Annotated in this window: 20 protein-coding genes and 1 pseudogene; 17 read left to right on the top strand and 4 right to left on the bottom strand. The window is 34.8% G+C overall.

Translation table 11 applies throughout. The annotated features are described in order from the left end of the window. Positions 1-773: 773 nt before the first annotated feature. From IWX84_RS09125 to IWX84_RS09185, 13 genes are all read left to right on the top strand, one after another. Positions 774-1619 carry an EamA family transporter gene (locus IWX84_RS09125; protein WP_196850437.1) on the top strand — a complete coding sequence of 282 codons (846 nt, stop codon included), beginning with the start codon at positions 774-776 and terminating at the stop codon, positions 1617-1619. Between the two features lie 435 nt (positions 1620-2054). Continuing rightward, on the top strand, positions 2055-2843 hold the full coding sequence (locus IWX84_RS09130; protein ID WP_196850438.1) for a sulfite exporter TauE/SafE family protein: 789 nt from the start codon (positions 2055-2057) through the stop codon (positions 2841-2843). An 83-nt stretch (positions 2844-2926) separates the two neighbouring features. Next, positions 2927-4201 (top strand): FAD/NAD(P)-binding oxidoreductase, encoded by a 1275-nt coding sequence (locus IWX84_RS09135; protein WP_196850439.1) that lies wholly within the window; start codon positions 2927-2929, stop codon positions 4199-4201. A gap of 228 nt (positions 4202-4429) precedes the next feature. Next, positions 4430-5830: an MBL fold metallo-hydrolase gene (locus tag IWX84_RS09140; protein WP_196850440.1), complete on the top strand. Its 1401-nt coding sequence runs from the start codon at positions 4430-4432 to the stop codon at positions 5828-5830. A gap of 59 nt (positions 5831-5889) precedes the next feature. Further along, positions 5890-6159 carry a rhodanese-like domain-containing protein gene (locus tag IWX84_RS09145; RefSeq protein WP_317192114.1) on the top strand — a complete coding sequence of 90 codons (270 nt, stop codon included), beginning with the start codon at positions 5890-5892 and terminating at the stop codon, positions 6157-6159. A gap of 140 nt (positions 6160-6299) precedes the next feature. After that, positions 6300-7508, top strand: coding sequence for an MFS transporter (locus IWX84_RS09150; protein ID WP_196850442.1), 1209 nt, complete (start codon positions 6300-6302; stop codon positions 7506-7508). Between the two features lie 74 nt (positions 7509-7582). Continuing rightward, on the top strand, positions 7583-8152 hold the full coding sequence (locus IWX84_RS09155) for a TlpA family protein disulfide reductase (protein WP_196850443.1): 570 nt from the start codon (positions 7583-7585) through the stop codon (positions 8150-8152). A gap of 311 nt (positions 8153-8463) precedes the next feature. Then, the gene (locus IWX84_RS09160; protein ID WP_231385455.1) at positions 8464-9033 is read left to right on the top strand and encodes a YeeE/YedE thiosulfate transporter family protein; all 570 of its coding nucleotides are present in this window, start codon (positions 8464-8466) and stop codon (positions 9031-9033) included. 10 nt (positions 9034-9043) lie between these two features. Further along, a complete protein-coding gene (locus tag IWX84_RS09165; protein ID WP_196850444.1) occupies positions 9044-9541 on the top strand; it encodes a DUF6691 family protein in 498 nt (165 codons plus the stop codon). Between the two features lie 93 nt (positions 9542-9634). Beyond that, positions 9635-10645 carry a c-type cytochrome gene (locus tag IWX84_RS09170; RefSeq protein ID WP_196850445.1) on the top strand — a complete coding sequence of 337 codons (1011 nt, stop codon included), beginning with the start codon at positions 9635-9637 and terminating at the stop codon, positions 10643-10645. A gap of 6 nt (positions 10646-10651) precedes the next feature. After that, the gene (locus IWX84_RS09175; protein ID WP_196850446.1) at positions 10652-11077 is read left to right on the top strand and encodes a DsrE family protein; all 426 of its coding nucleotides are present in this window, start codon (positions 10652-10654) and stop codon (positions 11075-11077) included. 101 nt (positions 11078-11178) lie between these two features. Beyond that, positions 11179-12873, top strand: a complete 1695-nt coding sequence (locus IWX84_RS09180; RefSeq protein WP_196850447.1) for a bifunctional metallophosphatase/5'-nucleotidase — start codon at positions 11179-11181, stop codon at positions 12871-12873. A 139-nt stretch (positions 12874-13012) separates the two neighbouring features. Then, positions 13013-14443, top strand: coding sequence for an OprD family outer membrane porin (locus IWX84_RS09185; RefSeq protein WP_196850448.1), 1431 nt, complete (start codon positions 13013-13015; stop codon positions 14441-14443). A gap of 132 nt (positions 14444-14575) precedes the next feature. Here the strand turns inward: IWX84_RS09185 and IWX84_RS09190 are convergent, their stop codons facing one another. After that, positions 14576-15343: an XRE family transcriptional regulator gene (locus IWX84_RS09190; protein ID WP_196850449.1), complete on the bottom strand. Its 768-nt coding sequence runs from the start codon at positions 15341-15343 to the stop codon at positions 14576-14578. A 133-nt stretch (positions 15344-15476) separates the two neighbouring features. On the opposite strand from IWX84_RS09190, the gene dinB reads away from it, so the two are divergent. Together dinB and IWX84_RS09200 are read left to right on the top strand one after the other, a co-directional pair. Further along, on the top strand, positions 15477-16640 hold the full coding sequence (gene dinB, locus IWX84_RS09195) for a DNA polymerase IV (RefSeq protein ID WP_196850450.1): 1164 nt from the start codon (positions 15477-15479) through the stop codon (positions 16638-16640). A 181-nt stretch (positions 16641-16821) separates the two neighbouring features. Further along, entirely contained in the window at positions 16822-19872 is a 3051-nt protein-coding gene (locus IWX84_RS09200; protein ID WP_196850451.1) for a DNA polymerase III subunit alpha, read from the top strand. Positions 19873-20404: 532 nt separating this feature from the next. Here IWX84_RS09200 and IWX84_RS09205 read toward each other — a convergent pair. Together IWX84_RS09205 and IWX84_RS09210 are read right to left on the bottom strand one after the other, a co-directional pair. Further along, complete coding sequence (locus IWX84_RS09205) at positions 20405-21982, bottom strand: GMC oxidoreductase (RefSeq protein WP_196850452.1); 1578 nt, start codon at positions 21980-21982, stop codon at positions 20405-20407. Positions 21983-22249: 267 nt separating this feature from the next. Beyond that, positions 22250-22696: a tellurite resistance TerB family protein gene (locus tag IWX84_RS09210; RefSeq protein ID WP_196850453.1), complete on the bottom strand. Its 447-nt coding sequence runs from the start codon at positions 22694-22696 to the stop codon at positions 22250-22252. 398 nt (positions 22697-23094) lie between these two features. Here IWX84_RS09210 and IWX84_RS09215 point away from each other — a divergent pair. Then, a pseudogene (locus tag IWX84_RS09215) lies at positions 23095-23283 on the top strand (hypothetical protein); the annotation flags it as partial. Between the two features lie 319 nt (positions 23284-23602). Here the strand turns inward: IWX84_RS09215 and IWX84_RS09220 are convergent. Further along, positions 23603-24322, bottom strand: a complete 720-nt coding sequence (locus IWX84_RS09220) for a hypothetical protein (RefSeq protein WP_196850454.1) — start codon at positions 24320-24322, stop codon at positions 23603-23605. A gap of 279 nt (positions 24323-24601) precedes the next feature. On the opposite strand from IWX84_RS09220, the gene IWX84_RS09225 reads away from it, so the two are divergent. Next, positions 24602-25513 carry a DUF6268 family outer membrane beta-barrel protein gene (locus IWX84_RS09225; RefSeq protein ID WP_196850455.1) on the top strand — a complete coding sequence of 304 codons (912 nt, stop codon included), beginning with the start codon at positions 24602-24604 and terminating at the stop codon, positions 25511-25513. Positions 25514-25593: the final 80 nt, after the last annotated feature.

Genomic DNA, 25593 nt, shown 5'->3' on the forward strand with positions numbered 1-25593 from the left:
GCTTCTCTTCTTTGGTAAATTTTCTCTTTTCCATCGTACAAAATTATAGATTTCTATTTATAATTGTGTCCGATTATTTAAGGGGCTGAAACACTAACCAATAGGTCAAATACTATAATGTAAAGTTCATGTTTTTAAAACGAGTGGATGTTACACATTCGTGGAAATAAATTATAACATTCACACTTTTTTATAAATGGCCGTAATTAAATAAGTTAACAGCCTCAGTTTAGGGTTTAATCACAATGGACATAGAAGGTGAAAATAATTTAATTTATTTCTAACAGGTCATTTAGCAAAAGCATTTGCAGGTGCCGAATTTCATTGTCAAAAATATAAGAATGTTTCCGTTTACGATGGAATTTGAGGTTACATTATTCGTACCGATACAGGTATATTCAGTACGCATAATGACCAATATTGGTTAATTGATATAGCAGCAGTTGCAATAATTGATGTTTTATGTAGAAAAACCGCTTATTGTTTGTATGAAAAATTACTTTTCGAAAAAGAAAAAAAACTGCCGTTTTAGTAATTCCTTTTTTTGATGGAAACCAAAAAGTTGCATTTGTAACTTGAATCCAGCTTTAAAAAAAATAAAAGTTAAATATATTCCCCCATTTGAAATAATAATAATAATAATAATAATAATAATAGTAGTAATAATAATTGCCGGTCTAAATTTTTTTATTCTGTTCTAATGTACTCGTACATGCAAACCCTTTTTTGAGGTATAAATTTTGTAGTTTTGTCCTGATACACCTAAATTATAAGTGAAGAATAAACTACTAGACATACCACCAATACCCGCTGTTCTTTTCGCTATAATAAGTGTTCAGTCTGGTGCAGCAATTGCAAAAAGTCTTTTCCCTGTTATTGGCGCAGCTGCAACTGCATCCCTGAGAATTGGTATATCAGCAATACTATTATTAGCAGTTTACAGACCCAACTTATTCCAGATTACTCCTAAGCAATGGAAAATTGTAATTCCCTATGGTTTGTCTTTGGGGGCAATGAATTTAATTTTTTATCTTGCAATAGAGAGAATTCCTATTGGACTGGCTGTTACACTGGAATTTATAGGTCCGTTATTAGTAGCTGTTTTTGGCTCAAAACGTTTCATCGATTATTTGTGGGTGCTTCTGGCGGCAGCAGGAATTGTTTTGATTGCTCCGTGGACAAATAACGGAATAGACCTTTTAGGCGTATTGTTTGCGCTATTGGCAGGTGCTCTTTGGGCCGCTTACATCGTTTTAGGAGGGAAAATTTCGAAAATAATGAAAAGCGGAGAGGCCGTAGCTACAGGAATGCTCTTTGCTTCGCTATTGATTGTGCCTTTTGGAATTATAGGAAACGGACTCAACAGTCTCACACCAACATTTTTTTATTTAGGTTTAGCCCTCGCTCTTTTGTCCAGTGCCATTCCTTTTACATTAGAAATGAAAGCACTTGGCCAACTTCCTGCCCGTACATTTAGTATTTTAATGAGTTTAGAACCAGCAGCAGCTTCTATTTGTGCCTTTTTATTTTTGCAAGAACACCTTACTTTCAATGAAGTTTTGGCAGTTCTTTTTGTAGTTATAGCTTCCGTAGGATCAACGCTTACATCTAAATCATAAGAACATTAATATTTTCAGAAGTCTTTAAACATCTTTTTAAAATTTAATCTAAAAAGGCTGCAGATTATAAAATATAGAGCCTGTTATACATCATGAAAGAAAAACCGGTCTTGACAAAATCTCGGATGTGCATAAAAAAATTGATTTTTTCTTATTTAGAGTATTCTAAACCTTTCATTTTTCACAAAAACCGAATCATTACTTTATAATCTCCGGTTGCATTTTTTCATATGGTTTATAAAAATAAAAGCGATTCCCTTTTGCTCAAAAATGACCTTGTAATAGATAAATAATTCGCGAAATGTACAGTTAGTACTGATTTCATTTTTTTTCTCTCTTTACTAATTTATTTCTTGAAAAAAATCACCTATGTGATAAATGTTACTGTATGCGAAATTTTAACTGACAATCTTTGCAGTATAAAATTTTACAATTATGGAATATATCGGTTATTTTGCGTCAATCCTTATTGGCGTTGCCTTGGGATTAATTGGCGGTGGTGGTAGTATTCTAACAATTCCTATATTAGTTTATCTGTTTCAAGTCAATCCAAAATTAGCCACCACCTACTCCTTATTTGTGGTTGGTTTTACTGCTTCCATTGGTGCGGTCCAACATTATCGCATGGGAAATATCAAGTTAAAATCAGCAGTATTATTTGCCATTCCTTCTCTAATTACACTTTTACTAGTTAGAAAAATCATTTTACCATTAGTTCCAGAAACATTATTTACTTTTAATGGGTTCCTGCTTACAAAAGATGGTTTTATAATGGCATTATTTGCCGTGCTAATGATCGCTGCTTCTTATTCTATGATTAAAAATTCTAAAGAACTTTTTGTCACGTCAGATACAAATCCTTTGAAAGTGGCACTTATTGGAGCGTTGGTGGGAATTGCTACTGGTTTTTTAGGAGCTGGTGGAGGTTTTTTAATTATTCCTGTCTTACTATTTTTTACAGGTATTACCATGAAACAAGCAGTAGGCACCTCCATATTGATAATTTCTTTCAATTCCTTATTAGGATTTTTGGGTGATGTTGTAAATGGCGTCACAATAGATTATGAATTTTTAATTCTTGTTACTGCTTTTGCAACTGTAGGTATTTTTATAGGCACACTTCTTTCTAAAAAAATAGATGGTAATAAACTGAAACCTGCATTTGGCTGGTTTGTTTTAGTGATGGGATTTTATATAATAACCAAAGAGCTTTTTCTAAAATAAAAACCTTTTGTGACATAAGTCACAAGATAAGAATGAAATAAACAGTACTCTTGATAGTTTTATTATTATAAAAAATCTAAAAAATGTCAAACCATTATCAAATACTTGTCATAGGTGGGGGAAATGCAGGACTTTCTGTCGCTTCAAAATTGCTTCGAAAAAGAAGTGATTTAAAAATTGGAATCATTGATCCTTCTGAAAAACATTATTATCAACCTGCATGGACACTGGTTGGCGCTGGCATATTTGATATAAATAAGACCGTTCGAAATGAAAAAGAAGTTATTCCAAAAAATACTACGTGGATCAAAGAAGCCGTGACTGAATTTACGCCAAAAGAAAACAAAGTAAAATGCCTTTCTGGCGACGAATATACTTACGATTACTTAGTGGTATGTCCTGGAATTCAATTGGATTGGAATAAAATAGAAGGACTCAAGAACACATTAGGAATAAATAATGTAAGCAGTAACTATTCTTTTCAACACGCTCCATATACTTGGGAAATGATTGAAAATTTCAAAGGTGGTACAGCGGTTTTCACCAACCCAACTACTCCTATTAAATGCGGAGGAGCACCTCACAAAATTATGTATTTAGCTTGTGATTATTGGCGTAAACAAGGAATTTTGGATAAATGTGATGTTCATTACATTTCTGGAGCAAACTTGATATTTGGTGTCAAAGAATATGCAGAGACATTAAATAAAGTACTGGCCAAATATAATATTCACGTTCACTATGGAGCTAATGTCACAGCTATAAAGGCTCAAAACAAAACGGTGGAATTTGAAATCAAAGAAATGGATGAAAATCTAAATAAAAAACTATCCTCTGAAAACGCAGGCTGTTATGGTATCGTAGAAAATAGTGAAATGGAAGAACTTAAAAAAGTGACCCTGAATTTTGATTTATGCCACGCCGTCCCCCCGCAATCCGCTCCTGATTTTATAAAAAATAGCCCTTTGAGAGATATAGAAAACCCATTGGGATATGTAGAAGTTGACAAAAACACGCTTCAACACACTCGTTTTCCAAATGTATTTGCTCTTGGAGATTGCACCAATGCTCCTTGCAGTAAAACGGGCGCAGCAATTAGAAAGCAAGCCCCAGTCGTGGTAGAAAATCTTTTGGCTGTTATGGATAATAAAGTTGCAACAGCTCAATATGATGGGTATAGCGCATGTCCTATTCCAACGCAATACGGAAAATTAATGTTGGCTGAATTTGATTATTCAAATACACCAAAAATGACTTTCCCTTTCAATCAGGCAAAACCAAATTGGGCTATGTGGATTCTTAAAACTAAGATTTTACCATGGTTGTATTGGAATAAAATACTAAAAGGAACGGCATAATAATCATTACTATTTTTTAAATTATCTTCCCTTTCAAATAAACTTGAAAGGGATATTTTTATTAAAATGGTAGCTAAATTAACAACATAGCAATTACACTAAGAACACAAAAATTTATTTTTGGTAAAATAATCAAGTTATAAAACCCTATGTAACATTAGTCACCAACTTTACCAGAAGTACGCCCTAAATTTGTCGAATAAATTAGAAACTTAAAAAATAAACGATATGTATTTTCAACACATTTACGACAAGAGTCTTGCTCAAGCAAGTTATTTTATTGGCTGTCAAAAAGCAGGAGTAGCCGCGGTAATCGATCCTAAAAGGGATGTAGACACCTATCTGGAAATTGCTAAACAGAACAATATGAAAATTACCCATATTTTAGAAACACACATCCATGCTGATTTTCTTGCTGGCTCAAGAGAACTAGCGGCTTTGACCGGAGCAAAAATGTACCTTTCAGCGGAAGGCGGACCAGATTGGAAATATGAATTTCCTCATGTTGACATAAAAGATGGTGATATTTTAAAAGTAGGAAACTTAAAAATTGAAGTAGTTCACACCCCCGGACATACGCCGGAAAGTATCAGTTTTTTATTAACCGATACGCCTTCCAGCGATGAACCTGTAATGCTATTCACTGGTGACTTTGTATTTGTTGGCGATGTAGGAAGACCTGATTTGCTTGAAAAAGCGGCCGGAATGATAGGAACGCAGGAAATTGGTGCTAAACAAATGTACCAATCGATTAATAAATTTGATGCATTATCTGAATATATTCAAGTATGGCCAGGCCATGGAGCAGGTTCTGCTTGTGGAAAAGCATTAGGGGCAGTACCAAGTACCACTGTAGGATATGAAAAAATAAGAAACTGGGCTTTTCAACATAAAAATGATGAAACTGGATTTGTAAAATATTTATTGGAAGACCAACCGGAACCACCAAAATATTTTGCGATGATGAAAAAACTAAATAAAGTTGATCGTCCGCTTCTTACGGCTGTTCCAAAATTGAAAAAACTGGATTACACCGAATTGACAGCAGCTTTAGTCAATGGGACTAAATTGATTGATGCCAGAGATAAAACGGAATTTTCTACAGGATTTATTCCAGGAAGTATCAACATTCAAGGGAACAATTCTTTTGCCACTTGGGCTGGATGGTTTCTGAGTTATGAAGAACCTTTTATCATTCTTGCCGATGAATCTCAATTGGATGACCTTACCCGAAAACTAATGAGAATAGGATTAGATAACATTCAAGGTTACATTCCTTCTACAAAAATATGGGAAGTAAATGGCGGTTCTTTGGAAAAAGTGAATCAGATTTCATTAGAAGAATTTAAAACTTTAAAAGAAGAAAAAGATGTTCAAATCGTTGACCTTCGAGGTGTTGCTGAATACAATGCAGGTCACATCAAAGGAGCTGACAATCTATTTGTAGGTACTCTATTAAACAATCTGGACAAAATAAGTAAAGATAAAAAAGTATTAATCCATTGCCAAGGCGGGGACAGAGCAGCAATTGCGTATTCTTTATTAGCTAGAAATGGCTATAAAAATGTACTCAATTATTCTCCAGGAATGAATGAATGGGTGAGCCAAAACAATGCTGTTGAATACTAAAAACCACAATTATGTTCGGAATTTTTAAAAATATGTTTTCAAAAAAAGATACAACGCAAATGAAAAAAATACTAAAAGAAGGTGCGTTCCTTGTAGATGTTCGCACACCAGCAGAATTTGCTGAAGGTCACGTAAAAGGATCAACCAATATTCCTTTGGATCAAATACCAAATCAGTTGGCTAAATTTAAAGGAAAAGAGCAAATTATTGTTTTTTGCCGAAGCGGGAATCGCAGCGGGCAAGCCAAAATGATTTTGGAACAAAATGGTTTTAAAAACGTTACCAATGGCGGTACTTGGCAAGATGTGAACGAAGCCATAAGCAAATAAGCAGAGATGGTATTAAAATAATGTGCAGTTTAAAACAAGAAATAAATTTGTTTTAAACTGCACAATTATTTATCTAAAATCAGAATTTAATTTTTGTTTCCCTGAAAAGGATTTAAAATTAATAAAAACCTTAATTGAAAATGAATACAACCAAACTCGGACTGAAAGAAAATTGGAAACAATTTACTATTTTGGTAATCGTCAATGCCTTTGTTGGCGGAATGATAGGAATGGAAAGAACTATTATTCCAAAGTTTGCTGAGATTGAATTTGGCATTGCTTCAAAAACGGCTATTCTATCTTTCATAATTGCCTTTGGAATTACTAAAGCAATAACCAACTATTTTACGGGCAAACTGGCGAATCGTTTTGGCAGAAAAAATTTGCTTTTATTTGGTTGGATTCTGGCTATTCCTATTCCTTTTATTTTGATATATGCGGAATCGTGGAATTGGGTGATTTTTGCCAATATTTTATTGGGCATCAGCCAAGGACTAACTTGGAGCAGCACGGTCGTGATGAAAATTGATTTGGTAGGAGAAAAAGATCGCGGACTGGCGATGGGACTCAATGAATTTGCCGGTTATTTTGCCGTTGGTCTAGTTGCTTTTCTGTCAGGCTATATCGCCCAAAAATATGGAATTACACCCTACCCTTTTTACCTTGGAATTGGAATTTCCATAATTGGTTTTTTATTGACTTTGTTTTTTGTGAAAGACACGAGAAAATTTGTAACCAAAGAAAACACGACCAGTCAAACCGAAAAATTAGAAAATATTTTTCTAGAAACTACTTTCAAAAACAAAACATTAAGCTCGATAACTCAAGCAGGATTAGTTAATAATCTGAATGATGGAATGATTTGGGGTTTGTTACCTATTGTTCTTCTTTCTTTGAATTATGATTCTCAAAACATCGGAATTATAACAGCCATTTATCCTACCGTTTGGGGATTTGGACAATTGATAACCGGAAAAATGTCAGATGTTTATTCGAAAAAAAAGATGCTGTTTTGGGGAATGTTATTACAGGGAATAGCGATACTTTTTATTCCTTTTGCTATAAAATTCTATCAATTGGCAACCATTTCGGCATTTTTGGGATTGGGAACTGCGTTAGTTTATCCTACTTTTTTATCGGCTATTGCCAAGGCCACAACTCCAACTCAAAGAGCGGAAAGCATTGGTACATTTAGACTTTGGAGGGATTTAGGTTATGCAATAGGCGCGATTATTTCTGGAATAACAGCCGATTTATTTGGAGTAAATTATGCCATTGTGCTAATCGGAATTATTACTATTTTGTCGTCCGTGGTCATAAAAACCCGGATGCCACAAGACACTTTATAAAACAACAAAAAATTAAAAAATCAACATATAATTAAAATCCTCTCTTGGTAGCATGGATCTAAAATAAATCTAAAATGAATTGGAAAACACCAAAAAAATCTACTATTCAGAATATTGCTTTTATCGTAATTATAGCATTACTTCTGTTCCCTCCTATAGGCACTTTTGTAAAAGTACAATTGAACCGTCTAATTGCTTTTTCTCCCAAAACAATAGCCGTAACAGATCAAAAAATGTTGTCCAGTTACCAATGGAAATTGGTTGATGCTACTGGCAAGATTGTGAACTTGCAGGAATACAAAGGAAAAATCATATTTATTAATTTCTGGGCGACATGGTGTCCGCCATGTATCGCTGAAATGCCAAGCATGCAAAAGTTATACACTGATTATCAGGATAAAATTGTCTTTCTATTTGTCACTAATGATTCCTTTGAAAAGGCAAATGCGTTTTTAACCAAAGAAAACTTAACGCTTCCAGTCTATCAGTCACTTACAAATTCTCCAGTAGAAATGGAATCATCAACTATTCCGGCAACCTATCTTATTGATCAGTCAGGAAATGTGATTGTAGCCAAAATTGGCACAGCCAATTGGAATAGTGATTCGTTCAGAGAAAAACTAGATGAATTACTAAAAAATTAATCCGATAAGAAAAACACGTCGCAAACCGGTGGGAAAAATCAAAATATAAAAAAAACAGTAGCCAGTTGGACCTAATGTAGCAAAATATTAATTTTTAGGATAGTTATTAGAAGTGTTTGAAAAATCAAACGCTTTTTTTTGGATAAATATTACTTATAAAATGGTTTTTAGAATATTAAATTATTGATTATCAAATATCTACATAATAAAAAATAATTACCATTTTTTTTTAAAATTTTTTCAGTTGTGTGACAAAAGTAACATAACTACTCATTTATAAATTTAATCTTTGCATTAATAAATCAAAAAATATGGAAATTTTAGAATTAATCAGACAACCTTGGCCATGGTACATTGCAGGCCCATTAGTTGGACTTACTGTTCCTGCTCTATTAATTATAGGAAATAAATCGTTTGGTATTAGTGCCTCTTTACGTCATACTTGCGCCATGTGCCTACCTGCAAATATTAAATTTTTCAATTACGATTGGAAAAAAGAAATCTGGAACATGTTTTTCGTATTCGGTATTTTATTTGGTGGTGTGATTGCTTTCAGTTTTTTATCAAATCCAAATCCAATTATTATCAATGCGAACCTAAAAACAGAATTAGCTACTTATGGAATTACAGCCATTAATGGCATGTTACCGGAACAATTATTCTCGTGGGAAAATTTATTTACATTAAAAGGATTGTTTATGATGGTTCTCGGAGGCTTCTTTATAGGTTTCGGTTCTCGCTATGCGGGAGGTTGCACTAGTGGCCACTCTATTTCAGGTTTGTCTAATTTACAAATGCCATCTCTGATTGCAACTTGTTGCTTCTTCGTGGGTGGATTAACTATGGCTAATCTCATTTTACCCTTTATCCTTTCACTTTAAAAAATTAAATATGCAAATTAAAGATCAAAATACAGATTTCGAAACTCGTTCCTTAGATACGGTTTGTATCAACGACAGTCAATTAGAACACAATTGGTACCATAATTTAAAATACTTAGTCATCGGTTTATTATTTGGAATTGTTTTCATTAAAGCCGAAATCATCAGTTGGTATCGCATTCAGGAAATGTTTCGTTTTCAATCCTTTCATATGTATGGCGTTATAGGAAGTGCCGTTGTTGTTGGGATAATATCCGTTTTTCTGATAAAAAAATTCAATATTAAAACCATTTATGGCGAAAAAATTGAATTTCACGACAAAACGTTCAACAAAGGACAAATTTACGGCGGACTCATCTTTGGATTGGGTTGGGCCATAACGGGAGCGTGCCCAGGACCCTTGTTTGCACAAATTGGAACTGGTGCCACAGTGATGATTGTTACCCTGTTTTTTGCTATTGTGGGAACTTGGGTTTATGGTTATTTAAGAGACAAACTACCTCATTAAAGAAATATGAATTCAGAAAAACAAAATTTAGTCCAATTTAGATCCCTAGTAAAGAGATTAATCTATCTTTTTACAACTATTATATTCTTAGTAATGGCACTGTTCATCGTTTTGTTTTTCAATTCATCAATTACCTCTTGGTTTCAAAATAGTGATGCGGATTTCGATTCCCTTTACATTGAAGCAGAAAAAAAGGTGCTTTTACAAAATGAATTGGCAAAAGTTTGGAAACCTGCTGATATTAGTCTGATTAAAGATGCGAACTTAAAACAAGAAGTAGAATATGGCAAAGATTTAATTGCACATACGGCTAAATATTTGGGTCCAAATGGTAGTGTGAAACAAATCACCAACGGTATGAATTGCAACAATTGCCATCTGGATGCCGGTACAAAACCTTGGGGAAATAATTACGGTTCTGTATATTCTATGTACCCAAAAATGAGAGCGCGAAGCGGGCAAGTGGAAAACCTTTATAAAAGGGTAAATGATTGCATGGAAAGAAGTTTAAATGGTCAGCCTCTCAAAGAAGGCGACAAAGAAATGAAAGCCATGATTGCCTACATAGAATATATAGGCAGTAATGTTCCTAAAGGTAAAGAAGCAAATGCTTCTGGAATTTATGATCTAGAATATTTAAATCGAGCTGCTGATCCTGTAAAAGGAAAGGCATTATATGATTCAAAATGTGCCAGTTGTCATCAAGTGAATGGTCAGGGAATTTTGGCAGAAGATAAAAAGGAATATACGTATCCGCCACTTTGGGGTAAAAATTCGTATAATAGTGGTGCCGGTTTATTTAGAATTAGTCGTTTTGCAGGGTATATAAAATACAACATGCCATTAGGTACAACCTATGAAAACCCGCAATTATCAGATGAAGAGTCTTGGGATATTGCAGCTTATGTAGAAAGTCTGGACAGACCATCGAAAGATTTAAGTCAGGATTGGCCAAAAATTGCCAAGAAACCAGTAGATCATCCATTTGGGCCTTATTCCGATAAATATACCGAAATACAACACAAATATGGACCATTTAAACCTATAAAAAAGGAAAAAAAGAAAATGGAAGAAGCAGAGGTAAAATTAAAATCTAAAACATAAAAACAAATGAAAAATTTAAAACTAATAACTCTAATTCTAATTGGATTATTTACCGTTAGTACTTTTGCTCAAAAAAGACCGAATAAGCACAAAGTAGTATTTCAGTTTACCAATGCCAATGATACTTTACAACAAAAAGCATTTGCAAACCAACTAAAAAATTTAACAGACCATTGGCCTAATGCAAAATATGAAGTGGTGGTTTACAATATGGGATTAGAATTTGTTATGGCAACAAAATCAAAGCATATCGCAGCAATTAGAGCACTTCATGCAAAAGGAGTTCGCTTTGTAGTTTGCGAAAACACCATGAAAAATCGAAAAATAACTAAAGAACAACTGATCCCTGAAGTAGAATATGTACCCGCCGGAATTGCTGAAATTGTTGAAAAACAAGAACAAGGTTGGAGTTATATTAAGGGCGGATTCTAAATTAAAATTGTAAATTATATTTTGCACAATCCTACACCATTAATTTGGCTGTAGGTTTTCCTGCAAAAACGCTAAAAACTAAACCAACAAACCTAAAAAAAATGAGTAATAACCGAAGAGATTTTCTGAAATCAGTGGGGACATTAGGTCTGGGTGCTGCGATTATTTCGCCTATTTCAGCTATTTCAAATACAAATCAGACTGAAGAAATAAACTTGGATGCAGCAATCGATAGCACAAAACCTCAAACGATTTCCATTCTTCAAACCACCGATGTCCACTGTCAGATTCATCCACATGATGAGTTGTTTTGGGAAAACGGTAAAATGGTTTTTAGAAAGACGGGTGGCTATGCCTATATGGCAACTCTACTGAAACAATTAAAAAAGAAAAACCCAAACACCTATATAATCGACACGGGCGATATGTTTCAAGGCAGCGAATTAAGCGTAGAAACTACCGGTGAAGCTTTTGTTCCCATTTTAAATGCATTGAATTACGACTTATATCTTCCGGGAAATTGGGAAGTAATTTACGGAAAAAGAAAAATGCAAACACTATTGGGTTCTCTTGATGCACCAAAAATTTGCACCAATATGTACCACGATTTAGGCGAAGGAAAACGAGGTGAACTTATTTTTCAGCCGTATACCATTTGGCATATCGCCGGAGCAAAAATTGGTTTTTTAGGTTACACTGATCCTTTAGTACCCTTAAGACAAAGCCCCAATTACAGCAAGGGAATTCTGTACACTAATCCCGAAGAAAATCTGGCTCATTATGTGGATGTACTAAGAAATCAGGAACAATGCAGTTATGTAATTATAATTGCGCATCTTGGTTTATCACAGCAAATAGCATTGGCAAACCGACCGGAATGTGAAGGTGTAAACTACATTTTGGGTGGCGACACGCACGAGAGAGTTCGTAAACCCATTGTTTGCAACTATTCTAAAGTGGTGGAACCGGGAGCTTTTGGTTCGTTTATTGGAAAATTAGATTTGACTATTCTCAACGGAAAAGTGGTTGAGGATAAGTATGAATTAATAGAGGTTGATTCTCCAAAAATAAAACCAGATCCTAAAATTGAAAAATTATTAAAAGACACAGAAGCTGTTTATCAAGAAAAAATCAATCAGGTTATTGGATACAGCACGATTCCTTTGTACCGTTATTTTGTGGTAGAAAATCCTATTGACACGATGATTTTGAATGCTCTAAACTGGAAATTCCCTGAAATAGACATTAATCTTTCTAATGGATTCCGCTTTTGTCCGCCAAAAACTACACCGGATAATACCGGAAACATTCCCATCACAAATGGATTTATTTTCGACATGTTACCAGTTGACAGTACCGTAAGAACCGCAAAAGTAACCGGAAAGCAATTGAAAAACTGGCTCGAAAAAGAACTGAATAATGTTTTTGCGCAAGACGCTTCCAAACGTTTTGGCGGTTGGGTCGTAAAATTCAAAGGAATGGAGGTTCGCTTCAATGCTTTTGCAGAAATGGACAAAAGAGTGCAAAGTATTACCGTAAAAAATATTCCGATAGATTCTGAAAAACGATATACAATCATGGCTTGTGAACGCGATGGCGATCCTGTGGATATGCTTTGCAGAATGAAAGGCGTAATGGATGCCAAAAACACAAACTCAACCTTGCATACGGTAATGAGAGAATATCTAAAACAAAATTCTCCAGTTACGCCTACACCGCAAAAAAACGCCATAATTCTGGATGCTCCTGAAACCCTTTTAACGCAAGTTACTGGTGTTGATTATACGTTTAGATAGTTTTCAATCGTAAATTAAAAAATCATAAAGTCGAATGTATAAAGCATTCGGCTTTGTTTTTTTTAAGGCAACTGTGATAAAAGTTACTTCCCATTTGTAATGATGGGAGTATTTTTGTACCAAATCTAAACGTTCAAAAATGAAAAAGTTTTCCACTATAATTTATATACTTACCTCCCTACTTTTTGCTATAAATATAAGAGCGCAACATCAGGAAATTTTAGATAAACCAACCGTTTGGAAAGAAAAAAGTAACGAAAAAATTGATTCCACATCGATTTTAAATGCTTTCAAAAACGGAAATTTCAGCGGCCATTTTCGCTATTTTTTTATGGGCACCAATAATGAAAAGGGCTTATCTGATTATTATGCGAATGCCCTTGGCGGAGGCGTAAAGTTTGAAACCGCTAAATTTCATAATTTCCAATTTGGCGTCAGCGGCTATTATATTTTCAATATTGGCTCTTCTGATTTTACTGAAAAAGACTCCATTACCAATGCACTCAATCGATACGAAGTGGCACTTTTTGATATTCAAAACCCATCAAACAAAGACAATCTAAGTCGGTTAGAAGAATTATATTTGAAATACAATTATAAAAATTCAAATGTAACCCTTGGAAAACAACTGCTCAATACTTCCTTTATAAACCTACAGGACGGGAGAATGCGTCCTACAGAAGTGAATGGAATTTGGGTGGATTTTAATGAAATAAAAAAAACTAAAATCAATCTGGGTTACCTCTACGGAATCTCACCACGAAGCACACTGAACTATTTTGAAGTGGGAAAATCAATAGGAATCTATCCAACTGGAGTAAATCCTGATGGAACAAAATCTGATTATGCGGGGAATATAAATAGCAACGGAATTTTTATCATTGGCATACAAAACGAATCGATACAGCATCTAAAAACACTTTTGTGGAACCAATATGCGGATAATTTATTCAATTCGGCATTGTTCCAAATGGATTATACATACCCCATAAATTCAAACTCAAAACTGATTTTTGGATTTCAAACCATATACCAAAGCGCGCTGAATTTTGGAGGAAATGAAGATCAAAGCAAAACTTATTTTCAAAAAAATGGCAACTCACAAACTTTTGGAGGAAGATTCGGCTGGAAAAACAACACACTGGAATTGACTTTAAACTACAACCGAATAACGGCAAAAGGAAGATATTTAATGCCTCGAGAATGGGGACGTGATCCGTTTTACACCTTTATGGCCAGAGAACGAAATGAAGGTTTTGGCGATGTACATGCGGTAATGACTAAAATACAATATACAAATCCTAAGAAGACATTCAAATCTCATCTGGCAGTGGGCTATTTTGATTTGCCGGATGTTAAAAACTTTGAATTAAATAAATATGGATTGCCTTCCTATGTGCAGACAAATGCTGACATTCGATATCAATTTCAAGGATTCTTAAAAGGTTTTGATGCGCAACTATTGTATGTACAGAAATTTAATGTGGGTAAAACTTACGGCAATAAGAATTATGTTTTCAATAAAACTAACATGAGTAATCTCAACTTTATACTCAATTTTAATTTTTAATACTGTTTATTCAATTCCGTAGGATCAACATTTACATCCAAATCATAAGCTTAATTTATACCCGCAAAAAGAAGGTTTCTTTTATTTTTTTAAATTATATAAACCAAGGTGCCACTACAGTAGTTTGGTTCTTTAAGCAATTTTATTCCCCACCTCTCGAATCTCTCTTCTCAACTCCCTAACCATATCTTTTAAACTCTCCGTACTCAAATCATCAGGCGTAAACTCCTTAGTGGCGATACTGCAGGCATACTCCCAAATTTCCAGAATCTCTGAAGCTTTTACTTGATAAGGCAAATAAACCGTATTATCAGAGTGTAACATCAATGCATTCTTTCCGTTTTTGTTTAACCGTTTATAAACGATTCCCTCGCTTTTAGTTACGATTATATACGTTTTTCCATCCATAACATCGCCCAAACGTTCCACATATTGGCCCACAATAAAAGAACCTTCTTTATGAGGAGGCATCGAATCTCCTTCTACCGGAAATGCCCTGAATTTTCCATTCCGCAGAAACGGAAATGAGATATGCTGCAAATTTTCTATAAATTCTGGATCTGCATATCCTGAAGCATATCCGGCTCTCGCTTTGTGTGGTATAATTTCTATAATATTTTCGCCTTGTGGGTCAACGGTTATTGGCAATAATATCCTGTTATCGCCTAGTTTTAGTAAGTCATCAATAGGTATTTTTTGTACGTCAATCGAAAGTAAAACATCAATACTGACATGAAAATAATAGGATATTTTCTTCAAAATATCGTAAGGAGGTTCAGAACTGCCATCTTCATATTTGACATACCTTCCTCTTGTTATCAAAAGATTTTGAGCCAGTTTTTCCTGAGAAATACCCTTTTTAATTCTTAGCTGTCTGATGTTGTCGGAAAATAAAGACATAGTTATTTTGTTATAATTTGTAACAGCAAATATACTTTATTTTGTTATAATCTGTACTAATTTTGTAGTTCAAATTTGCCGATGAATTTTAAGATGAAATGGATAAATGTATAATTATGAAAAATAAATCAGTATGGCAAGGTCAATAGTACACATGGATATGGACACTTTTTTTGTGTCCTGCGAAAGGTTAACCAATTCAAAACTAAATGGTTTACCGCTGATTATTGGTGGTGGTGACAGAGGCGTGGTCGCTTCTTGTTCCTATGAAGCCCGGACATTTGGTGTTCGCTCTGCAATGCCCATTAAAATGGCACTTCGTCTTTGTCCGCAGGCAAAAGTAATGAAAGGAGATATGGAATTATATTCTAAATTATCCCATGATATTACCCAAGTTATTGAAGAAAAAGCGCCCATTGTAGAAAAAGCGAGTATCGATGAGTTTTATCTAGACATTACGGGAATGGATCGATTTCACGGCTGTTACCAATGGACAAATGAACTTGCACAATCAATTACAAAAGAAACAGGATTGCCACTAAGTTTTGCACTATCCGTTAACAAGACCGTTTCAAAAATTGGAACTGGAGAATCAAAACCAATAGGAAAATTAGAAATCCCAGAAACCATGGTGAAAACGTTTTTGAATCCATTGTCGATCCAAAAAATTCCCATGGTTGGTGACGTCACTTTTCAATTGTTGTCGCGCATTGGCATTCGAACCATTCAAACACTTTCAGAAATGCCCGCAGAAGTGCTGCAGCAAATGATTGGTAAAAATGGCATTGATATTTGGAAAAAAGCAAACGGCATTGATAATAATCCGGTGGAACCTTATACGGAACGGAAATCAATTTCGACGGAACACACCTTTGGACAAGACACTATCGACATTCAAAAATTAAAATCAATATTAGTTGGTATGGTCGAAAAACTGGCTTTTCAGTTGCGTTCGGAGGAATGGCTCACCTCAACAGTTGTGATAAAAATACGCTATTCTAATTTTGATACCGAAACAAAACAATGCCGAATCCCATACACTTCGGCTGATTATACTTTGACAAGGAGCGTTACTGAATTGTTCGATAAGTTGTATCAGCGTCGCATGCGGCTGCGCCTGATAGGTATTCGCTTTAGCGGATTGGTTCGCGGAACCTACCAAATCAATATGTTTGAAGATACCGAGGAAATGCTGTCGCTGTATCAGGCGATGGATCGAATGAAAAAACGCTACGGTTTTGATGCGGTAGCCCGTTGTGCCGGCGCAAATCTTAAAACAAAGATTCTACCACGATGAGTGTGGGCGTGACCCCATCCCGACAAAAAGGGCTAATTCACTTTGCAATTATACGCCCTTTTTATCGGGCTGAGGTCGGGCTATCTGCGCTACTTCGGTAGCTTGCGTCTATCCCTCACGCAAATCCCGTAAAACCTGAACTTTTGTCTTTCATACAAAACTTTAATTTAAAAAAACAACCATGTATCTTAATTGCCACTCTTATCACAGTTTACGTTATGGCACTATTCCCTTAACCGAATTAGTGCAACTGGCCGCCGCATCTGGTGTAAAAGCCATGGCATTAACTGATATAAATACGGTTACCGGGATTTATGATTTTATAAAAGAATGCCAGGCTGTTGCTATAAAACCCATTGTCGGAATTGAATTTAGATACCATAACAAACTACTTTACATTGGCTTAGCCAAAAACGCAGCAGGTCTTGCCGAAATGAACCGTTTTCTGACTCAGCATAATTTTGATAAAACGCCCCTACCCCCACAAGCACCAGAATTCCACGATGTAAGTGTCCTCTATCCAGTTGAAAATGTGCCTGAGATTTTGAGAGATTTTGAGTTTTTGGGTATACGTCCAGAACAGCTTCCCCTGCTATTTCATAATCAATGGAAAAGCAAACTGGATAAAATGATGGTTTTGCAACCAGTGACTTTTAGGACAAAAAGAGAATTCAATCTGCATAAAATCCTTCGAGCAATTGATACCAATATCATTTTATCAAAACTTAGCGAAGCTGATTATTGCAGGACATCAGAAACGATGCTTCCATTGGAAGACCTATTGGAAAAATTTAGCGATTACCCTCAAATTATTGAAAACACCGAACAAATCATTGCCCAATGTAATTTTGAATTCGATTTCAAAACACCCAAAAACAAAACCTATTATACCGATAGTGGCGAAAATGACATGCAGCTGCTAACAAGCCTTGCACACGAAGGAATGTTAAAGATATACGGCGACACTAATCTTTTGGCGCAAGCCAGAGTAGAAAAAGAATTGAAAGTCATCGATGAGTTAAAATTCAGTGGTTATTTTTTAATCACCTGGGATATCATTCAATACAGCAACAGTATGGGATTCATGCATATTGGTCGGGGTAGCGGTGCCAATAGCATCGTGAGTTATTGCCTAGGCATTACTGACATTTGCCCGCTCGAACTGGATTTATATTTTGAACGTTTTTTAAACCTCAACCGAAAAAGCCCTCCCGATTTTGATATTGACTGGAGCTGGAAAGAACGGGACAGTATTCTCGAATACATTTTCAATCGGTACGGTCGAGATCATGTGGCTTTTTGTGGTACGAATGTAGAATTCAAATACCGCTCGATATTTCGGGAAGTGGGTAAAGTTTTTGGTTTACCCAAAGAAGAACTGGATGCGCTGGCTAAAAATCCAATGCAGCTGCACGATAACAACTCGGTAGTTGCCTTGGTACAAAAATACGGTATGCTGCTCGAAAAATATCCCAATCAACGCAGCATGCATTCCTGCGGAATCTTGATTTCGGAAGAGCCTATTACAAATTATACCGTTTTAGAAATGCCTCCAAAAGGCTTTCCCATTGTTTTGTTTGACATGCACATTGCCGAAGGGATTGGTTTTGAAAAATTTGATATTTTAAGCCAGCGCGGCATTGGTCATATCGATGACACGGTAAAACTGCTTAGAAAAAACCGCGGTATTGAAGTCAATATTCGCAACACGGCATTGTCAAAAAATGAAGCAAAATGCAATGAATTTTTAAGTACTGGAAAAACCATTGGCTGTTTTTATATCGAAAGTCCCGCCATGCGTGGCTTATTGCGAAGACTCAAATGTGACAATTATAAAATATTAGTCGCTGCTTCCTCCATCATTCGTCCAGGTGTGGCGCAAAGTGGTATGATGAAAGAGTACATTTTCAGGCACAACCACCCCGATCAATTCGAATATTTCCACGAAACATTCCAAGAACATCTGGGAGAAACTTATGGTATTATGGTGTATCAGGAAGATGTGATCAAAATTGCACTGCACTTTGCGGGAGTCCCCGCCTCGGATGGCGATGTTTTACGTCGGGCAATGAGCGGTAAAGGCCGTTCTATGGCAGCATTGCAAAAAGTAAAGGACAATTTTTTTGCTTGTTGTGAACAAAAGGGACATCCTTTAGCACTCAGTCAGGAAATATACCGGCAGATAGAATCCTTTGCGGGTTACTCCTTTTGCAAGGCACATTCTGCTTCCTATGCCGTCGAAAGTTATCAAAGTTTGTACTTGAAAGTACATTACCCAATTGAATTTATGGTGGCCGTCATCAACAACCAAGGCGGTTTTTACAGGACAGAAGTGTATGTACATGAAGCCAAAATGTCCGGTGGTATCATTAACACTCCCTGTGTCAACAAAAGTGAGTATGAAGCAACTATCTATGGAATTGAGGTCTATCTCGGTTTGATGCAACTCGAAGGGCTCGATTCTAAAACTGCGCATCGCATCATTGCAGAGCGCAATAGGGATGGCGAATACCAGTCGCTCGAAGATTTCATCAATCGCATTCCGATAGGTATAGAGGGAATTCAGATCTTAATTTTCATTGGAGCCTTCCGTTTTACGGGTCAGACTAAAAATCAATTACTGGTAATCGCCAGATTGATACTGGTAAATTTCAAACCCGAGAACCGGAATCTAATGCTGCTTCAGGAACCGGTCAAGGAATACAATCTTCCCGTATTAGAACGTTCTCCTTTTGAAGATGCATTCGACGAAATAGAACTACTCAGTTTTCCGGTCTCTTGTTCCCCATTCGATTTGCTGCAAACCAAATACCGTGGCGACGTCTTGGCCAAAGATTTACTGAAATATCATAAGGGTACAGTGAAAATGCTGGCCTATCTTATTTCGAGAAAACACGTCCCTACTAAAAGAGGCACTATGTATTTCGGAACTTGGATTGATGCCGAAGGGGAATTCTTCGATACAGCTCATTTTGCTGATAGCCTGCAAAAATATCCGTTTCAGGGTGGAGGTTGCTATTTGTTATTGGGAACGGTCGAAGTGGATTATCATTTTCCTACTATTACCATAACCAAAATGGCAAAAATGCCTTTTATTCCTGATCCACGTTATTCCAACTCCACAGACCGGCAATACAAAGCGCATCAACAAATTAAAGAGGATGTGAGTATGACACATCGAGCTCCTTATCCGCAGGAAGTCAATCTGCCAAGGCATAAGATGTCTGAATAATTTATCGGTTTATTGTATCGAATGCGCATTGGCGATAAGCAAAACAGAAAAATATTTAAAGAGATTTATTATTAATCTAAGTGGTAAAACTTTTTAATCAAAAAATTTAGAACAAAATAAACCAGTACTGCAACCATTGCAAACGAGAGCATAAAACTTACTAAGTTTATGACAATATTTGGAACAAACTTTAATCTGGGGTGTGTGAAGTAAGGTTCCCGATGCAGCGTTTCGTGAATTTTTTGTTTTGCTATTTTGATTTTCTTTTTGATAATTTAAAAATTTTAAAGACTACCTCATCAATAAATTAAAAGTAATCAAATTGTTATAATGGGTTTGAATTGTTCTTTTTTGTTTGAACTTTAAACACTCTAAATTAAGCAATTAATTTAATATAAAGGAGTTAACAAATACAAAATTATCCTTTACCGATTATTTTCTACTTTTTAATATTAGCAAAACTTCTGTTTCTTAAAACAAATGATATTTTTAGGTATTGAAACACTCTTAATGGTTTACTTAAAAGTACTGACTATAATTTTGTCTCCGTATTAAACGGTATTTGAGCCATTGCTCTTTCTGCAATTGCTGTGATTGAAAGCGAAGGATTTACTCCTGGATTAGCTGATATCATGGCACCGTCTATTACCAACATATTTTTATACCCAAAGACTTCATTATTCTTGTTTATTACTCCTTGCATGCTATCTTTTCCCATCACCGCACCTCCTAAAACATGAGCAGTTGAGGGTATTCCTGCAATGGATTCTAAGGCAAATGAGGTAGGTACCCCATTAATTATTTTACTATACTTTTTAGTTAATTCTATAGATTCAGGGATGTAGGCACTGGGTTTTAATCCTGTGCTGACTGCCGAAGCCATTCCTCCGAAAAAATTATTTTTAAACTTTAAAGTGCTGTCAATGGATTGCATGAATAACAAAACGGTTGTACTTTTTGACCAACTATTTACAAAATAGATTTTGAAGTAGCTTACTGGATATTTTAGTACCTGCTGCGCCATATTTAATAAACGAGTTGGTGTATTTTTACCATTGGATAAAGGCAAATGAAGTAATTTCCAAAAGCCGGAGCCTTCAGAATATCTTACAATTTCCAAGTGACTGTTGTCATCCGTGTGAAGTAAACTTCCGATAGCTACTCCTTTTGATAAGTTTTTACTTTTATCCAAAGAGGAAACACTAATCAGCGTTTCGTTGTTTGTTCTTATATCGTCTCCCAGTTTATCTGACAATAACGGAAGTGATTTTGTTTTTAGTTTTAGGAGCAATTTGATAGTACCCAAAACTCCTCCAGAAAAAATCACTCCTTTGGCAGTAAATTCCTTTTGGTGCTTAAAAAATTTGGTGCTTGATTTTGTAAAAACCTTGTATCCAGTCGATCCGTCTTTGTTATCAATAGGATAAACATCATAGACCTCATTTTCAGCAAGAATTTCTGCCCCAAAATTTTGTGCTAAATAAAGATAATTTTTATCCAATGTGTTTTTTGCATCATACCTGCAACCCGTCATGCATCCGCCACAAAAATTACACCCAGCTCTTTCAGGTCCTTTACCCTCAAAATAAGGATCTTTCACTTTTTCTCCTGCTTTTCCAAAGAAAACCGCGACATCTGGATGCTCAAATTGATCTTCTCTTCCTATATCTTTTGCTAATTTCTTTAACGCAATATCTCCATCAAATAATTTTGGGTTTCTTGATGCACCCAACATAATAAGCGCTTTTTCATAAAACGGTTTCAGTTCTGTCTCCCAATCTTCTAATTCGCTCCAGCTTCCAGATTTGTAAAATGAAGATTTTGGAACAGGCAAAGTATTGGCATAAACTAAAGATCCACCTCCAACACCCGTGCCCGATATAATCACAATATGCTTGAAAATGCTCATTTTCATTATACCAAAGAATCGTAAGGACGGCATCCATAACCATTTAGGAAGATTCCAATTGGTTTTGGCAAAATCGTCGGATTTGTACCATTTTCCTTTTTCAATCACCAGAACTTTATAGCCTTTTTCAGCAAGCCGTAAAGCGCTGACAGAACCTCCAAACCCACTTCCTATAATAATGTAGTCAAAATCGTATTGCATTATTTTTCAATTATATTCCGAAAATAAATAATTAATTAGAATAATATGCATGCATACTACAATACCGTAATTAATTTATGATTGTAATGAAAAATTACTTCGCTGCTTCTAGATTAAATAAGACTTGAGTAATTATTTTGGTATAAAATAATTATAAAAAAAAGAGCATTTCGGTTTGAAATGCTCTTTTAGTTTGTCTTTTCGTTTAAAAAATAATAATTCCTAACTAATCTATTATAAGAAACAAACTATTTTTGCATAGGAAATTTATATTCCTTTGACATTCCCTTTATTTTTTAAGAATATAACTTCAATTATTTTACTGGCCATTCCAAGTTCTATTTTCAGTAGTTTCGATAAAAATTCAATTACATTTTTTTCTTCTTTCTCCAATATTCCATCCGCAAGTAAAACTTCCAATGCGAGAGCAAATACCGTTTCTTTATCCTCTTCTTTAATCCATTCACAACAGGCCGAAACGTATTTTAATTGTCCCATCTCGATTCTTAAATTGAATGCTTTAGCATAAAGTGGCGCCATATCGATTCCAATAAATTTCTCTTTAGAATGCAACAATCTCGATAATGATGCTGTTTCGGAATCGGTAATTTGATTGTCTGCAGAAATACAAGAGTATAAAATTCCAACCCAAGCTTCAAACTCTGAGGTTACAGAATTTTGGCTACTGATATTTTTATCTTCAAATGAGTTCATTTTTTTTATTTTTTGGTTAAAGTTACTACTAAAACATTCGTGAATCGCCCAAATTTAAATTTAAAAAACAACTCCCATTAATAGTTTAAATATGAAAAGTTTAAATATAAGGTAATCTTGAAAAAACCCTTCAAACCGCAAGTTAAATGAGAAATGGATTTGAGACCTTAAAACTGACTTTTTTATAGACTAAATTTTTATTAATTTTTTTTACTTGAATGGAATAAATGACAAACTTTAGCTACAATCATAGTCTTTATCTATTAAAATTGATTTAGACATGGAACATTTTAGGTAAATTCGTAAGGCAAATTTATCAGAAAGAAATCAATCATACTATGAAAAATAACACAAAACCAACATCCTACGCAGTAACAGAATCGAATAATGCCTTTGTAGGAAGTGATCGCATGGATGGTGGATTGAAATGGATTGGAACTCGTGTTGACCTTATTTTTGGTTCGAATTCAGAACTTAAAGCCATTGCCGAAGTTTATGGTTGCGCAGATGCTCAAGAAAAATTTGTAAAAGACTTTATTGCAGCATGGACTAAAGTGATGAACCTTGACCGTTTCGACTTGGTTTAATTTTATAATATTATATTTAGCTTAAAAGGTGGTCTAATAATGGACCACCTTTTTATTTTCCAAATTGATGTGTTTCTACCATTAGACGTAAATCAATTAGAAGTACTTTCGAAGTTGTCAAATCTTTGTCATACTGAGCTTTTCACACGAATGCAAGTTCTAGGAATTTCAAGTTATTGCGTTTGCTTTCATTGGTGGTTATAAATTAAAAACCCTTTTATATTTTTACTAAAAAAATTTCGAAATCCCAAACAACCATAAAAAAAACCATCTCATTTCTATAAACAAGACAGTTTCTTTATATTTTAAAACCTATGAACTACTCCACTATTTTATAATAGAATATTTCTGGAACCCCTTCTACACCTGCATCCATCATCAATTTTTTCTTTGCCTCAGAGGTAATGCTTTCTTTTGCTTTTTTCATATCTGTGATAGCAAAAACTATCGTTACCATATTAGGATCATCAATACCGCGCGCCAATCCTCTATCAATGAAACCTTCTTCCATTCTTTTAGCAGTTCCTTCGGCATCGTACACTTTGAGCCAAGCATCAAAATCTTTTACTTTATGGGTCACCATTACTCTATCTTTCTGTTCAATTGGCGTATCATCATTACGTATCACCTCATGATAAGAAAATTCAGGTTTACCAATCACTCCAGCTTTTTTCATTGCTTCTTTTAGGTATGGAAGTACGCTGAAATCTTTCGCTTTTTGCAAATCGATAAATTTAGTTGCTGTCACAATCATATTGGCATCATCAGTTCCTCTTCCTACCATATAATGTGAAATAGTATAAGCCGTTCGTATCGAATCATGAGCATCATATTCTTTTCTCCATTTATCGTAATCAGCTACTTTGTGCTTAATCACCATTACTTTAAAGGGTTCAAATACGGCAACAGCGGTAGCAGTGTCCTTAGGCATTGCCTCTTCAGTTTCTGTTTTCTCTGTCTTATTGTTTTTACAAGATAAAAATGAAGCGACCAAAAATACTATCAAAACTGGTTTTAAAAATTTTTTAATGTTTTTCATACTATTATTTTTTAAGTTGTTTTTATTACGTAAATATAACTATAAATACTGATAATGAGCTTATTACGTTTTATTTAGATGCGAAATTATTTCCCGTTTACTTGTAAAATTCACTGAATTCACTAAATACCAATTTTACAGAAGAACAATATCATTATATTCGCCAAATAATTAGGCCATTAAACATCACTATCTCGTTTGTTTAAAGCGGATTAGGTTAATTTTAGTAATTTTAAGAATGAATATTGGGAGTAATTAAATAATGTCAAAATTTATAAAATGAAAAGAAAAATAATACAATTGTTATTTTTAACACTGCCTTTTTTATGTAACGCTCAAGAATATATAGATCTATTTTCCGTAAACTATGGAAAATCACAAGAAAAAACATTTGAAAATTCCTCTGTTAATACTAGCATCTCCACATTTCAAACAAATCTTACTTTACCAGTTGTTTTAAATGAAAAATATATTGCTGTTACCGGTGTAAATTTCAGCAGCTATAGCTTACAATTATTTCCCGATTCCAATAACAATCATTTATATTCAACAAATTTACGAGCTGGTCTGAGTGTAAAACATTCCGAACACTGGAGTGGACTATACCTTTTCCTACCAAAAGTGGCATCTGATTATATTAATGTCAGCAGTGAAGATATTTACTTAGGCGGATTGGCTTTATTAAAATATAAAAGAAACGAAAATTTTGGTTACGGTTTAGGACTTTACGGCAGCAGTGAAGCTTATGGTATGTCCGTGGTTCCCATTGTTACTTTCTATTATCATAGTCCGGATAAACGTTTTGAAATAAATGCCTTTATGCCAAATGATGCTGATATCAATTATAGTTTAACTGATAAAACAAGAATCGGTGTTGATTTTCTGGGTCATGGAAACAGTTACAAACTGACCACTGATAATATCCGTTCGAATTATGTCGAAAATAACTCGATAGATTTTTCTTCTTACGTACAACGAAGTGTGCTCGACAAAAAAATTCTTTTACGTCTAAAATTGGGCTATTCTTTAAACGAGTTTAGAGTATACCCAATGGATCAAAAACTTGATTTACAAATTCTGGCTTTAAAATTTGGTGATAACCGCACCAGATTTTTCGAAGACAAATCAAACACGATACTTTTAAAGATGGAAGCCATTTATCGTTTTGATCTGGGAAACGTTAAAAAATAACGCTATACATCGTACTCTAAATTCATAGAAAAAACCGCCTTGTTTTACTATAACGAGGCGGTTTTTATTATTCAAATTAG

The sequence above is a fragment of the Flavobacterium sp. CG_9.10 genome (genome assembly GCF_015752245.1).
In the GTDB taxonomy this organism is placed as follows: Bacteria; Bacteroidota; Bacteroidia; order Flavobacteriales; family Flavobacteriaceae; genus Flavobacterium.